This is a genomic window from Enterobacter sp. SLBN-59 (genome assembly GCF_024807915.1).
Taxonomy (GTDB): domain Bacteria; phylum Pseudomonadota; class Gammaproteobacteria; order Enterobacterales; family Enterobacteriaceae; genus Enterobacter; species Enterobacter asburiae_B.
In genome coordinates this window covers 767,775-781,570 of sequence record NZ_JANUFI010000001.1, presented here as the reverse complement: position 1 = coordinate 781,570, position 13,796 = coordinate 767,775, and the positions used below count along the sequence as shown (strand labels likewise).

The following is a 13,796-nucleotide window of genomic DNA, read 5'->3' as shown; positions in this document are numbered from 1 at the left end:
GGAGAAACGTCATGAACGCCATGCGCATGTTCATCGCTCTTGTATGGCTTTCCGGACTGCTGCCAGGGATGGCGCAGGCATCGGATGCCGATCGTTTTGTTGCCGCCAGCCGCAGCCAGCAGGCAGAGTTGCTGACGCAGTGGGCCGCCGCGCCGGACGCCTTGAGGCTGCCGCTGCTGCAGGCACTGCAAAAAGAAAACCTGTATACCGACAGTCAAAAGCACGCCTTTGCGCAGCGCAACGGTCAAATGGTTTCGCTCGGTGACGCTAAGTCGACCGAAGGGGCAACCAAAGCCGTTCGTCTGACCAACCGGCTGCGCGTGCTGGCCGCCACGGCTATCGCTACGCATCAGCTGGTGAGTGACAGTGTCACAGAAAGGCGGGCCGCAGCCCGTCAGCTTCAACGGGATGCCCAGCCCGGAATGCTCGCTTTTCTGGAAAAGCGGGTAAAGGATGAAACGGACGCGGTGGCACGTCAGGCGCTTTTACTGGCGGTGGCGAATCTCCAGCTAGCCAGCCCGCAGGCAGAGGTGCGCCGCAAGGCCGTCGAGTTATTAGGGCAGTCCGACGATCCGGACGTGGAGTCCAGACTTACCCCGTTTACCCAGGCACAGACAGAGCCGGATGCCGGGGTGCGCGCCGCCGCGCAGGAGAGCCTGAGCCAGATCCAGCATCGACTGATGTGGGGCGATCTGCTGGGCCAGGCGTTCATGGGGCTCTCTCTGGGGTCGGTGCTGCTGCTGGCGGCGCTGGGGCTTGCCATCACCTACGGCCTGCTGGGCGTCATCAATATGGCGCACGGTGAGATGCTGATGCTGGGGGCGTATGCCACCTGGATGGTGCAGCAGGCGATGGCCGGGCTTGCACCCCAGTGGCTGGCGCTCTATCCCGTTATCGCGCTTCCAGTCGCGTTCTGCCTGACGGCGGGCATCGGGATGGTGCTGGAGCGCACCGTGATCCGCCATCTGTACGGTCGTCCGCTGGAAACGCTGCTGGCAACGTGGGGGATCAGCCTGATGCTCATTCAGCTAGTGCGCATGACCTTTGGCGCCCAGAACCTGGAGGTGGCCAACCCGGCATGGCTGTCCGGCGGGGTGCAGGTTTTTGCCAACCTGACGCTGCCGTGGAACCGCATCGTGGTGCTGGGCTTCGTGCTGCTGGTGCTGTTCTTTACCTGGCTCATTCTGAATAAAACCCGTCTGGGGCTCAACGTGCGTGCGGTGACGCAGAACCGCAGCATGGCCGCCTGCTGCGGGGTACCGACAGGCCGCGTCGATATGCTGGCGTTTGGGCTTGGCTCAGGAATTGCCGGGTTAGGCGGCGTGGCGCTATCGCAGCTCGGTAACGTCGGGCCGGAGCTGGGTCAGGGCTACATTATTGACTCCTTCCTCGTGGTCGTGCTCGGTGGCGTAGGCCAGCTGGCAGGCAGCGTGGCCGCGGCGTTTAGTCTGGGTATCTTCAATAAAATTCTTGAACCGCAGATGGGGGCGGTGCTGGGCAAGATCGTGATTCTGGTGGCGATCGTGCTGTTTATTCAAAAACGCCCTCAGGGGCTGTTTGCGCTGAAAGGGAGGGTGATTGACTGATGAGCCAGCCGCTGACCTTAACGCTGGCGCGCAAAGCGCCGCGCACAACGCAACTTGCAGGCAGCCTGCTGGTGGTGTGTCTGCTGATATTACCGTTTTTCGCCTTACTGCCTGCGACGCATCCGCTGGCGCTGTCGACCTGGATGCTGACGCTGATTGGCAAGATCCTCTGCTATGCCATCGTTGCGGTGGCGCTGGATCTGGTGTGGGGCTACGCCGGGATGCTCTCTCTTGGGCACGGCATCTTCTTCGCCCTGGGCGGCTACGCGATGGGCATGTACCTGATGCGCCAGGCTGCGGGTGACGGTCTTCCTGCGTTTATGTCGTTTCTCTCATGGAGCGAGCTGCCGTGGTTCTGGTGGGGAACCCAGCATTTTGCCTGGGCGCTGGTGCTGATTGTGATGGTGCCGGGCCTGCTGGCGCTGGTGTTCGGCTGGTTCGCCTTCCGCTCAAAGATCAAAGGGGTCTATTTCTCGATTATGACCCAGGCGCTGACCTATGCCGGGATGCTGCTGTTCTTTCGCAACGAAACCGGTTTTGGCGGCAATAACGGCTTTACCGGCTTCACCACGCTGCTCGGGTTTTCGGTAACGGAAACGACCACCCGTATCGCGCTGTTTCTGGCGACCGTGCTGTTGCTGCTCCTGGCGTTAGGCACCGGATTTGCGCTGGCGAAGAGCAAGTTTGGCCGCATCCTGACCGCCGTTCGCGACGCCGAAAACCGCCTGACGTTTTGCGGCTACGATCCGCGCGGGTTCAAGCTGCTGGTATGGACGCTCTCAGCCGTGCTGTGCGGCCTGGCGGGGGCGCTGTACGTCCCGCAGGTAGGCATTATCAACCCCGGTGAAATGTCGCCGACGAACTCAATAGAAGCGGCAATCTGGGTGGCGCTGGGCGGGCGCGGCACGCTGGTCGGGCCGGTGATTGGCGCGGCGCTGGTGAACGGCGCCAAGAGCTTCTTCACCGTCGCGATGCCGGAATACTGGCAGCTGTTCCTGGGGCTGATTTTCATCGCCGTCACGCTGTTTTTACCGCGCGGCGTCTACGGTCTGTTTCGAAAGGGAGATAAATAATGCAGCCAGCCGAAGGGTTATTTACCCGCCAGTTGCCGGGCGATCGTTACCGTGAACAGACCGACCCGGTGCTGCAGCTTGAGGCCATTAACGTCAATTTTGATGGTTTTCAGGCCCTGACCGATCTGTCGCTGAATATCGGCGTGGGCGAGCTGCGCTGCGTGATTGGCCCTAACGGCGCCGGTAAAACCACGCTGATGGACGTCATCACCGGCAAAACGCGGCCAAAGAGCGGGAGGGCGATTTACGATCAGTCTATCGACCTGACCGCGCTGGAGCCCGCGGCCATTGCCCGCCAGGGGATCGGGCGTAAATTCCAGAAGCCCACGGTTTTTGAAGCGCTGACGGTGTGGGAAAACCTGGAGATCGCCATGAAAACCGATAAATCCGTCTGGGCGAGCCTGCGGGCAAAACTCAACGGTGAACAGCGCGACCGCATCGATGAGATGCTGGTTTTGCTGCGCCTTAGCAGCGAGCGCGACCGCCGCGCCGGGCTGCTTTCGCACGGGCAAAAACAGTTTCTGGAGATCGGTATGCTGCTGGTTCAGGACCCGCACCTGCTGCTGCTGGATGAACCGGCCGCCGGGATGACCGACGCGGAAACGGAATACACCGCCGAGCTGTTCAAAACGCTGGCGGGTAAGCACTCCCTGATGGTGGTGGAGCACGATATGGGCTTTGTTGAGACCATCGCCGACCACGTGACGGTGCTGCATCAGGGACGCGTGCTGGCGGAAGGCTCGCTTCGCGAGGTGCAGGCTAACGAGCAGGTGATTGAGGTCTATCTGGGGCGCTAAGGAGCGATGATGTTACAGGTTAACGAACTGAATCAGTATTACGGCGGCAGCCATATCCTGCGCGGCGTGAGTTTTGAGGCCGCCACCGGAGAGGTCACCTGCTTGCTGGGGCGCAACGGCGTCGGGAAAACCACGCTGCTGAAGTGTCTGATGGGGCTGATCCCGGCGAAAACCGGGGAGGTCATCTGGCAGGGTAAAAAGATCACCCACAGCAGGCCGCACCAGCGGGTGCACTCTGGCGTGGCGTACGTCCCGCAGGGCCGCGAGATTTTCCCGCGCCTGACCGTGGAAGAGAATCTTCTGCTCGGGCTGTCGCGTTTTTCCGCCCGCGAGGCGAAGCAGATTCCGGATGAGATCTGGCAGCTGTTTCCGGTGCTTAAAGAGATGAGGCATCGTCGCGGGGGCGATCTCTCCGGTGGACAGCAGCAGCAGCTGGCGATTGGTCGCGCGCTGGCGAGCCGTCCGCAGCTGTTGATTCTCGATGAGCCGACCGAAGGCATACAGCCATCGGTGATTAAAGAGATTGGACAGGTGATCCGCACCCTGGCGAACCGAGGCGACATGGCGATCCTGCTGGTCGAACAGTTTTACGACTTTGCCGCCGAGCTGGCCGACAGCTATCTGCTGATGTCGCGCGGCACCATTATCCAGCGCGGCCGGGGTGAAAACATGGAGCAGGAGGGCGTTCGCGGATTGGTTGCGATTTAAAATGTTATAATATAACATCCGCATTCTTATAAAACGGAATGAGGGTGTTATGTTGGCTGCACATTTTGGGAAATTTGCCATGACTCTGGGGGCGCTGCTGGTCAGCGGCCAGCTGTTTGCTCACTCGCACGGCCATCAGATGACCGAAGCGGAACAGAGGGCGGCGAACGGCGTGTTTGAGGATAAGGACGTGAAGGACAGAGCGCTGTCTGACTGGGACGGAACCTGGCAGTCGGTCTATCCGTTCCTGCTGGACGGTTCGCTGGATCCGGTGTTTAAACAGAAAGCGCAGAAAGACAAAAGCAAAACCTTTGACGAGGTGAAAGCGTACTACCGCAAGGGCTATGCGACGGACGTGGATGCTATCGGCATCGAAAACAACGTGATGGAATTTCATAAGGGCAAAGCGGTCAGCCGCTGTCAGTATGATTACAGCGGCTACAAAATACTGACCTACGCATCGGGCAAAAAAGGCGTTCGCTACCTGTTTGAGTGTAAGGATGCCGGCAGCAAGGCACCGAAGTTTGTTCAGTTCAGCGACCACACCATCGCACCGAAGGCCTCTTCGCACTTCCACATTTTCATGGGCAACACCTCCCACGAGGCGCTGCTGAAAGAGATGGATAACTGGCCGACCTATTATCCGAATGAGATGTACAAAGAGCAGGTGGTAGAGGAAATGCTGCACCACTGATGCTTTATTGCCGGGTGGCGGCTACGCCTCACCCGGCCTGGAAGCGCTACGCCACGTTGGGCGTTTCACACCACGCCTTCACGCTCATCCCACGCAAAATCATCAGCCACGCAATAACGATGGCGACCATCATGATGACAAATAGCGACCAGTGCGGCAGGTTGGTCAGGATAATACCGGTGATCATCGGGTTTGCCGCCGCGCCGAGCCAGCCCAGCGCCTGCGCGGAAAAATAGCTCGCCTTCATCCCGGGCGGGGCAATGTTGTCGATCAGCATGTATTCGCCCGGTGCATAGATAATCTCACCCAGGGTAAAAATGGCGGCTGCGATACCCCAGTAGACCAGGTTTTCCCCGGAGAGCATAAAGCCACCCAGTCCCACGATAAAAAACAGGGTGGCGAGGGTCATCAGCGGGCGAATATTGCTGGCCGAGATCTTGCGGCCCAGCGCATATTGCAGCGTCACCACCACGGCGGCGTTGACGGGCAATACCACGGCGACCACCTTTTCGGCGAAATTACTGTCTGCATGCGCGGCCAGAACGTATTGCGAAATGCAGGTCGCGAACGATCCGCCGACGTATGACGCCAGCAGGCCAGAGAGCGTATACCAGAACAGCGCGCGGTCTTTCAGCAATACCGACGGCTGCCAGGGCATTTTCTCCTCGGCGATATCCAGCGTAACGCTTTTCTGCACGAAGAAATGGATGAATCCGAGCGGCAGCGCGGCGCAGAAGGCTGCCAGCCAGAACGGCAGCTGCAGGCTGTACATCACCAGCAGGGTGCCAATCGGCGGCCCGATCGTCCAGCCAATGTTCAGAAAGCTGTAGTTAAGCGAGAAGACGCGCGCTTTCTGGCTTGCGGTGAGCACGTCGGAGAACCAGGCCTTCAGCACCGTCGAAAAGACGGAATAGGCGCAGTTGATCAGCGCAAAGAACAGCACCACCAGCGTGACGTTATCGACCAGCGGGATCGCGACAAACCCCGCGATAAAGGCCACGATCGCAATCAGCATGTAGCGCTTTTTATCAAACTTATCGGCAAGAATGCCAAATCCCAGGCTGAACACCACGCCGATTGTCAGCGCAATCGTCAGGGCATAACCAATATTCTCGACGCTCATGCTGTAGACGCGCGTGAGATAAATGGTCATGAACGGCAGCGTTGCTCCCCGACCGATGGTTAATAACAATGACGACGCCAGCAGCGCTGCGGTTGAGCGCCTGAGAGATGGTTTCATATTCCTGCCCGACAGTTGCTTATGCTTTTTTTAGACGTGTGTTAACAGGATTACCATGACATAAGGGGCTTGTATAGCACCTAATTTATCCGTAAGTGCTTCGCCTGACTGCCATAATTAATGATCTTCTCGCCGCGCGCTTTTTTCTGTTACCTTGAACTGTTAACAAATAATTAATAATTCAGGGGCAGGGTATGACGCGTAAAGACGGACTGCTGGCGTTGCTGGTGGTCGTAGTATGGGGGCTCAATTTTGTGGTCATCAAGCTGGGGTTGCACAACATGCCGCCGCTGATGCTGGCCGGTTTACGTTTTTTGCTGGTCGCGTTCCCGGCGCTCTTTTTCGTCGCCCGTCCGAAGATCCCGTTAAAGCTGCTGCTGGGCTATGGCCTGACCATCAGCTTTGGCCAGTTCGCGTTTCTCTTCTGCGCCATCAAGTTCGGGATGCCGGCCGGTCTGGCCTCGCTGGTGCTGCAGGCGCAGGCGTTCTTTACCATCATTCTCGGCGCCTTCGTGTTTGGCGAACGTTTACAGGGAAAACAGCTGGCGGGCATTACGCTGGCGGTGTTTGGCGTGCTGGTGCTTATTGAAGCCAGCCTGAACGGCCAGGATGTGGCGCTGCTCGGCTTTATGCTGACGCTGGCGGCAGGGCTGAGCTGGGCCTGCGGGAATATTTTCAACAAGCTGATTATGCAGCACGAGGCCCGCCCGGCGGTGATGTCCCTGGTTGTCTGGAGCGCGCTGATCCCGATAATCCCGTTTCTGGCGGCGTCGTTTATTCTGGATGGTCCGGATGTAATGCTGAATAGTCTGGTCGAAATCGATCTGACCACAATCCTTTCTCTTGTCTATCTGGCCTTTGTCGCCACCATTGTGGGCTACGGGATTTGGGGATCGCTGCTGGGGCGTTATGAAACCTGGCGCGTTGCGCCGTTATCCCTGCTGGTGCCGGTAGTGGGGCTTGCCAGTGCGGCACTCTTGCTGGATGAAACGCTGAGCGCGCTGCAGCTGTTTGGCGCCGTGCTGATCATGGCCGGGCTGTACATTAACGTGTTTGGTCTGCGGGTTCGTCGGGCGACGCGGGTAAGCGAAAAGGCATAAAAAAAGCCCCGCGTCTGCGGGGCAAAAACGAATCAGAGGCCGTGCTGATTATAATAAGGCACGCCTAATTCGTCGGATTTGTCGCTACCAGCACCCATATGGTTGAAATCATAAGGCGACTGGTCATGTGCTGACGGCAAAATCATCGTATCAGGATTATTTTGCTGCGTTGCACGAGGGGTTTGCTCCGCGAAGGTCTGGCTGGAGAACAGCACCAGCAAGGCGAGGGCGGCGGAGGCGGTAACTTTCATGATTTCCTCGGTTACGTCTTTACAGGCGATGATTAACTACAGTGTTTTAACGGATACAGGTATCGGGATTCGCCCGGCACGCTGGTGATTCGGTACTTATGAGGCGGCACGTCAAAATAGTTCTTGAACGTACGCGTCAGGGTCTGTTGCGATTCAAATCCGTAACGCTCCGCCAGATAAAGGATCGGCTCATTGCTTTCTTTCAGTTTCTGGGCAATTTCCGTCAGCTTGCGGCTGCGAATGTATTGACCTAATGAATGACCGGTCTCTTTTTTGAACATCCGTTGCAGGTGCCATTTGGAGTAACCTGAACGCTCTGACACTTTTTCAAGGGAGAGCGGCGATTCCAGGTTATCTTCGATCCAGTCCAAAATGCTATGAATGGTGATAGCGTCAGTATTGCGTCTGGACATCGTCATACCTCTTTTTCTGTTTACGGCAGTATTTTTTTGAGCAGAAGCTCAAGGGTTGCCACTTCATCTGCCGTTAAGTTTTTTGTTAGTTCCTGATGCAGTGTTTGTCCTACTAATTGATGACATTGCTCGCACATGGCCGCGCCATCGCTGGTCAGCTTCACCAGTACGCCGCGTTTGTCATTCGGGTTAGGGCTTCGTTCTATCCATCCTTTGCAGACGAGACGATCCAGCATGCGGGTTAACGCGCCCAGATCGACAGAGAGCACCTTTTTAAGCTCAACCGGTGTAATACACACTTCGCAGCGAATGGAACACAGCACTTTGAACTGTGTTGCGGTGATATCCAGCGGTGACAGATAGTCGTTGAGCAGGCGATCTTTTTTCTGATTTACCATATGAATAAGACGACCCAGCGGAACAACGTCGTTAAAGATATCACTGGTGCTTTTCACAATGGTTGCCCTGGCAAGTAGTTAGTCACGGCAGATATTATTGCTCAGGCAAGTATAAGTCAACTGAATGAGTCAGCCGATGCCACGAATTGCTAAAACGTTTCATGAACTTTTTTTGAGGTCTTTCAAATCATATAGATAACTGTCAGTTATCTTTCCAGGACGGAAATAATCGTTGCGTTGCACCCATGGCTCAATGTCACACTTTCACCCTATAATTGCTGTGTTAAATATGGATAAGGACGACAACGCACTATGTTGGATTTAATAAAAGCAATCAGCCTTGGGCTGGTGGTCTTGCTGCCGTTGGCTAACCCGTTAACGACGGTGGCGCTGTTCCTCGGGCTGGCAGGGAATATGAACAGCGCCGAGCGCAACCATCAGTCGATGATGGCCTCGGTGTATGTGTTTGCCATCATGATGGTGGCTTACTATGCCGGACAGGTGGTGATGAACACCTTCGGGATTTCCATCCCCGGCCTGCGTATCGCCGGGGGGCTGATTGTGGCCTTTATCGGTTTCCGCATGCTGTTCCCGGCGCAAAAAGCGCATGAGTCGCCGGAAGCGGCCAGCAAATCGGAAGAGCTGGAAACCGAGCCGAGTGCGAATATCGCCTTTGTACCGATTGCCATGCCGAGCACGGCGGGGCCGGGTACGATCGCGATGATCATCAGCTCCGCATCAACGGTGCGTGACAGCGCAACCTTCCCGGACTGGGTGCTGACGGTTGCGCCACCGCTGATTTTTGCGATTATCGGGGTTATCGTGTGGGCGTCGCTGCGCAGTTCTGGGGCCATTATGCGCTGGGTAGGCAAGGGCGGTATCGAGGCGATTTCCCGTCTGATGGGCTTCCTGCTGGTCTGTATGGGCGTGCAGTTTATTATTAACGGCGTGCTGGAAATTATTAAAACCTATCATTGATGTGATTGCCCGGCGGCGCTTCGCTTGCCCGGGCCTGCGGGTTTTGTAGGCCGGGTAAGGCGAAGCCGCCACCCGGCAAGAAGGCTTACCCGTGCTGACCCTGTTCCTCCAGCGCCACCGGCCATTTACGGAAGATGAGCACTGACCAGACCAGCGCCACCAGGGCCGGAATGGCGCCCAGATAGCCAATCGCCGACATCGATACGTGCAGTATTACCTGATTTCCCACCAGCGCGCCCGCGCCAATCCCCAGATTGAAAATCCCTGAGAACAGCGACATGGCGACGTCCGTTGCATCCGGCGCCAGGGCCAGGACCTTCACCTGCATGCCCAGACCAATAATCATGATCGCCACGCCCCAGAACAGGCTGAGGATCGCCAGATGGCTTTCACTGCCTGCGGCAGGCATCAGCAGCAGCAGGCAGGCCAGCAGCAGACCGATAGCGCAGCTCACCAGCGTTGACGCATGCCGGTTACCCAGCTTACCGAACAGCACGCTGCCAATAATGCCCGCTCCGCCGAGGATCAACAGCAGGACGGTGGCAAAGTTGGCGCTAAAGCCCGCCACCACCTGCACAAAGGGTTCAATGTAGCTGTATGCCGTGTAATGGGCCGTCACCACAATAACGGTAAGCAGGTAGATACCCAGCAGCGCCGGGCGACGCATCAGCAGCGGCAGGCTTTTCAGCGAGCCGGAATGCTCGCTCGGCAGCGCGGGGAGCAGCTTAATCAGGCATACCAGCGTAACCAGCGCGCCCATACCAATGGCGAAGAACGTCGTACGCCAGCCGAAGTATTGCCCTACGATGCGGCCAATCGGCAGACCCAGCACCATCGCCAGTGCGGTACCGGTGGCAATCAGGCTCAGCGCCTGGGCGCGTTTACCCGCTGGCGCGAGTCGAATAGCCAGCGACGCGGTGATCGACCAGAACACCGCATGGGCAAAGGCAATGCCGATTCGGCTGATGACCAGCACCGTAAAATTCCACGCCATAAACGACAGAACATGGCTGGCGATGAACAGCACAAACAGGCCGATCAGCAGCCTGCGCCGCTCCATCTGGCTGGTCAGCAGCATAAACGGCAAGGACATCAGCGCCACAACCCAGGCGTAGATGGTCAACATAATGCCCACCTGCGCCGTTTCCATCTGGAAACTTTCAGCGATGTCAGACAACAGCCCAACCGGAACAAATTCTGTGGTGTTAAAAATAAACGCGGCGATGGCCAGCGTGACCACGCGTAGCCACGCAACCCTGCGGGAAACTGTGTTCGTTGTCATAGGGATGTCGGAGATTCGTTGCTGAAAAGAAGAGGAGACGATCTTAAAACGTCGAACGGCGAAAACTCAACCATTATGTGACGCAGATCTCAATATTTACCTTATGAAAGCGGTAGCCGGGAACGCCGTTTTCATTGAATATAAAAGAACAACACAATAAAAACAGGCGGTAAGACAATGCAGGAGATTGATTTTTATCTGGTAGATGCGTTCAGCGACACCTCGTTTGGGGGCAATCCGGCCGCCGTTTGCCCGCTCAAGGAATGGTTACCCGATGAGACCTTGCTGAAAATGGCGCAGCAGCATAATCAGTCGGAAACGGCTTTTTTCGTCTGCAGTAAAGGGGGCATTGAGCTACGCTGGTTTACCACGCTTACCGAAGTCAATCTCTGCGGCCACGCTACGCTGGCGGCCGCGCACGTGCTGTTTACCGAGCTGGATTACCCGGATTCGCGGATCCACTTTGATACCGCCTCTGGCCGCCTCACCGTCAGCCGGGAGGGGGAGTGGATGACGCTGGACTTCCCTGCATGCCCAACCCATGAAGAGACACCCCCGCCGGAGATGCTCTCGGCGCTGGGTATCAGCCGCTACGTTGAAGCCCGTAAAGGGCGCGCATGGCTGATCGTTCTGGAAAATCGCCAGCAGGTTGAAGCGCTTGCGCCGCGCTTCTCGGTGATGACGCCGGGCGAGCATAAGGTGAGCGTTACGGCGCGCGGTGAGGGGAAATATGATTTTGTCAGCCGCTTTTTCTCACCGGGCGTTTCCGTCCCGGAAGACCCGGTCACCGGCTCCGCGCACACCATGTTGATCCCATACTGGAGCGAAAAGCTGGGCAAAACCACGATGTTTGCCCGTCAGGTTTCAGCGCGCGGCGGCGATGTGCGCTGTGAGCTGAAAGGTTCGCGCGTGCTGATGAGCGGGCAGGCCACGCTTTATCTGAAAGGCACAGTTTTTCTGCGCTAAAAACCCATAACAAGAGAGGAAGAGACAATGCAGGAAATTGATTTTTATCTGGTGGATGCCTTCAGCGATAAAACCTTTGGCGGCAACGCCGCAGCGGTATGTCCTCTGGAAGAGTGGCTGCCGGACGAAACGCTGCTCAAAATGGCGCAACAGCATAACCAGTCTGAGACCGCCTTTTTCGTGCGCACCGACGGCGGGTTTGAGCTGCGCTGGTTCACCACGCTGGATGAAATTAACCTGTGCGGTCACGCTACGCTTGCCGCATCGCACGTCATTTTCGAATACCTTGATTATCCGCATACCGAAATCACCTTCACCACGCGCTTCGTGGGCGAGCTGACCGTCAAGCGCAGCGGCGACTGGCTGACGCTGAACTTCCCCGCGTGGACGACGGAAGTCGTCGAAAACCCACCTGAGGTGCTGTTTAGCGCGCTGGGCATCACGGAGGCGAAAGAGGTGCGCGTCGGACGCGATTACATGGTGGTGCTGGAGAGCCAGCAGCAGGTGGAAGCGTTAACGCCGGATATTGGGGCCATGCTTCCGCTGGATAAAATGGTCTGCGTGACGGCGCCGGGAGAAGAATATGACTTCGTCAGCCGCTTCTTCTGCCCTGGCGAAGGGGTGCCGGAAGATCCCGTCACCGGATCCGCCCACAGCATGCTGATCCCTTACTGGAGCGAAAAGCTGGGCAAAATGTCACTCAATGCCCGCCAGGTGTCATACCGTGGCGGGGATCTGCGCTGCGAGCTGAAGGGCGACCGCGTGCTGATTGGCGGCCAGGCTACGCTGTATCTGAAAGGGCGAATCTTCCTGCGCTAGCTGAGTGACGCGCTATAAGTTAATACTATGAACCACCCCGGCAGGCCTGAGCTATGTTGATATAAAAACAGCAAGGAGCCTGCCATGTATTCCATTACCTCTGAATCTGCACGTCATCCGGACATTCTCAACCTGATCGCGGCGCTTGACCGCTATCAGAGCGAACTCTATCCCGCCGAAAGCAATCATCTGCTCGACCTGTCCGCGCTGCCGGAAGCCTCGCTGATCCTGATGGTCATTCGTGACCAGCAGCTGCACGCCGTAGGCTGCGGAGCCATCGTGCTCAACGGCGACGGAACGGGGGAGATGAAGCGGGTCTATATCGATCCGGCCCATCGCGGGCAGCATCTCGGCGAGACGCTGCTGGCCGCTCTGGAAGATGAGGCCCTGAGCCGCCATTGCCACACGGTAAGGCTGGAGACAGGCATCAAACAGCGCGCCGCGGTTCGCCTGTACGAGCAGTGCGGGTACGATTTGCGTCCGGCGTTTGCCCCGTACGCTGACGATCCGCTCAGCCTGTTTATGGAGAAGGCGCTGGTTGAAGACGTTCGTTTAGCAGCGCTATAAAAGCTTCCAGCTGGCGGGTCATCGCTCCGCGCCGCCACACCAGCCAGGTTGTAAGCCAGCGCCAGTTTTCCGCCAGCGGCCAGGCTTCAACCTGATGATGTCCCGGCATACTCTCCAGCATCGAGCGCGGCATCAGCGCGATGCCCGCGCCCGCAATGACGCAGGCGAGCATGCCGTGATAGGACTCCATCTCATGAATGCGGCCGGGCGTGGCTCTGTCCGCATGAAACCAGCTTTCCAGATGTCGACGGTACGAGCAGTTCGCGCGAAAAGCGTAAACGTCGCTGCCGCTAACCTGCGTGGCGCGGGCGACCTCCGCGTGCCCGGCAGGCGTGACCAGCATCATCTCTTCCCGGTAGACCGGCATGCCCTCCAGCTCCGGGTGCGACAGCGGCCCGTCGACGAAGGCGGCGCTGAGGGTTCCCTCCAGTACGCCATCAATCATCGTCCCGGATGGCCCGGTAGAAAGGGCAAACTGGATGCGCGGATAGCGCTGGTTAAACTGCGCCAGCGTTTCAGGAATGCGCACCGCGGCGGTGCTTTCCAGCGCGCCGAGGGCAAATAGCCCCTGCGGCTCATCACCCGCGACGACCATGCGCGCCTCATCCACCAGGGCGAGGATCTGCCTGCTGTAGCGCAGGAAGTTATGTCCGGCGGGAGATAGGCGCAAACGCTGGTTCTCACGAATAAACAGCTCAACGCCAAGATCGGCTTCCAGCTGGCGGATGCGGGTCGTCAGGTTAGACGGCACGCGATGCACCTTCTGCGCCGCCTGGGTGATGCTGCCCGTCAGCGCGACGGCGTTAAACATTTCAAGCTGGGTTAAGTCCATGGCATTCTCGTTTCGTGAATAAGGTGGTTAGTATTATTCATTTTTAAGAAATAGCAGAGTGAGCCACAATGAATCAACCGAAATGCGTGGAG

16 protein-coding genes are annotated in these 13,796 nt (G+C 57.6%); 10 read left to right on the top strand and 6 right to left on the bottom strand.

Translation table 11 applies throughout. From position 1 onward, the window contains the following. The first annotated feature begins 11 nt into the window (after positions 1–11). Genes urtB through zinT form a run of 5 tightly spaced genes read left to right on the top strand, consistent with a single transcriptional unit; the run spans position 12 to position 4,858 of the window. Positions 12–1,586, top strand: coding sequence for an urea ABC transporter permease subunit UrtB (urtB, locus tag M2422_RS03660; protein ID WP_064672493.1), 1,575 nt, complete (start codon positions 12–14; stop codon positions 1,584–1,586). Continuing rightward, complete coding sequence (gene urtC, locus M2422_RS03655) at positions 1,586–2,659, top strand: urea ABC transporter permease subunit UrtC (protein ID WP_064672494.1); 1,074 nt, start codon at positions 1,586–1,588, stop codon at positions 2,657–2,659. Before urtB ends, urtC begins: the two co-directional genes overlap by 1 nt. Beyond that, complete coding sequence (gene urtD, locus M2422_RS03650) at positions 2,659–3,456, top strand: urea ABC transporter ATP-binding protein UrtD (protein ID WP_023311769.1); 798 nt, start codon at positions 2,659–2,661, stop codon at positions 3,454–3,456. Before urtC ends, urtD begins: the two co-directional genes overlap by 1 nt. Positions 3,457–3,465: 9 nt before the next feature. Then, positions 3,466–4,164, top strand: coding sequence for an urea ABC transporter ATP-binding subunit UrtE (gene urtE / locus M2422_RS03645; RefSeq protein WP_064672495.1), 699 nt, complete (start codon positions 3,466–3,468; stop codon positions 4,162–4,164). Positions 4,165–4,216: 52 nt separating this feature from the next. After that, positions 4,217–4,858: a metal-binding protein ZinT gene (zinT, locus tag M2422_RS03640; protein WP_045888408.1), complete on the top strand. Its 642-nt coding sequence runs from the start codon at positions 4,217–4,219 to the stop codon at positions 4,856–4,858. Between the two features lie 46 nt (positions 4,859–4,904). On the opposite strand, the gene ydeE is transcribed toward zinT, so the two are convergent. Then, a complete protein-coding gene (gene ydeE / locus M2422_RS03635) occupies positions 4,905–6,098 on the bottom strand; it encodes an efflux MFS transporter YdeE (RefSeq protein ID WP_064672496.1) in 1,194 nt (397 codons plus the stop codon). Positions 6,099–6,292: 194 nt separating this feature from the next. Between ydeE and eamA the strand changes: the two genes are divergently transcribed. Further along, on the top strand, positions 6,293–7,198 hold the full coding sequence (gene eamA / locus M2422_RS03630) for an O-acetylserine/cysteine exporter (RefSeq protein ID WP_033145532.1): 906 nt from the start codon (positions 6,293–6,295) through the stop codon (positions 7,196–7,198). 32 nt (positions 7,199–7,230) lie between these two features. Here the strand turns inward: eamA and marB are convergent, their stop codons facing one another. Genes marB through marR form a run of 3 tightly spaced genes read right to left on the bottom strand, consistent with a single transcriptional unit; the run spans position 7,231 to position 8,317 of the window. Then, positions 7,231–7,449 carry a multiple antibiotic resistance protein MarB gene (gene marB / locus M2422_RS03625; RefSeq protein WP_029741246.1) on the bottom strand — a complete coding sequence of 73 codons (219 nt, stop codon included), beginning with the start codon at positions 7,447–7,449 and terminating at the stop codon, positions 7,231–7,233. Between the two features lie 32 nt (positions 7,450–7,481). Next, complete coding sequence (gene marA, locus M2422_RS03620) at positions 7,482–7,862, bottom strand: MDR efflux pump AcrAB transcriptional activator MarA (RefSeq protein WP_008502237.1); 381 nt, start codon at positions 7,860–7,862, stop codon at positions 7,482–7,484. 20 nt (positions 7,863–7,882) lie between these two features. After that, positions 7,883–8,317 carry a multiple antibiotic resistance transcriptional regulator MarR gene (gene marR, locus M2422_RS03615; RefSeq protein ID WP_008502236.1) on the bottom strand — a complete coding sequence of 145 codons (435 nt, stop codon included), beginning with the start codon at positions 8,315–8,317 and terminating at the stop codon, positions 7,883–7,885. Positions 8,318–8,572: 255 nt separating this feature from the next. On the opposite strand from marR, the gene M2422_RS03610 reads away from it, so the two are divergent. Next, entirely contained in the window at positions 8,573–9,238 is a 666-nt protein-coding gene (locus M2422_RS03610; protein WP_023311775.1) for a MarC family NAAT transporter, read from the top strand. Positions 9,239–9,323: 85 nt separating this feature from the next. Here the strand turns inward: M2422_RS03610 and M2422_RS03605 are convergent, their stop codons facing one another. After that, the gene (locus M2422_RS03605; protein WP_033145533.1) at positions 9,324–10,520 is read right to left on the bottom strand and encodes a sugar transporter; all 1,197 of its coding nucleotides are present in this window, start codon (positions 10,518–10,520) and stop codon (positions 9,324–9,326) included. A 177-nt stretch (positions 10,521–10,697) separates the two neighbouring features. Between M2422_RS03605 and M2422_RS03600 the strand changes: the two genes are divergently transcribed. The 3 genes from M2422_RS03600 to M2422_RS03590 all read left to right on the top strand — a co-directional run bounded on the left by M2422_RS03600 (position 10,698) and on the right by M2422_RS03590 (position 12,872). Further along, a complete protein-coding gene (locus M2422_RS03600; RefSeq protein WP_064672497.1) occupies positions 10,698–11,486 on the top strand; it encodes a PhzF family phenazine biosynthesis protein in 789 nt (262 codons plus the stop codon). A 27-nt stretch (positions 11,487–11,513) separates the two neighbouring features. After that, positions 11,514–12,305, top strand: coding sequence for a PhzF family phenazine biosynthesis protein (locus M2422_RS03595; protein ID WP_033145535.1), 792 nt, complete (start codon positions 11,514–11,516; stop codon positions 12,303–12,305). 84 nt (positions 12,306–12,389) lie between these two features. After that, positions 12,390–12,872 (top strand): GNAT family N-acetyltransferase, encoded by a 483-nt coding sequence (locus tag M2422_RS03590; protein WP_029741250.1) that lies wholly within the window; start codon positions 12,390–12,392, stop codon positions 12,870–12,872. On the opposite strand, the gene M2422_RS03585 is transcribed toward M2422_RS03590, so the two are convergent. Then, positions 12,826–13,704: a putrescine utilization regulator PtrR gene (locus M2422_RS03585; protein WP_033145537.1), complete on the bottom strand. Its 879-nt coding sequence runs from the start codon at positions 13,702–13,704 to the stop codon at positions 12,826–12,828. The genes M2422_RS03590 and M2422_RS03585 overlap by 47 nt on opposite strands. Positions 13,705–13,796: the final 92 nt, after the last annotated feature.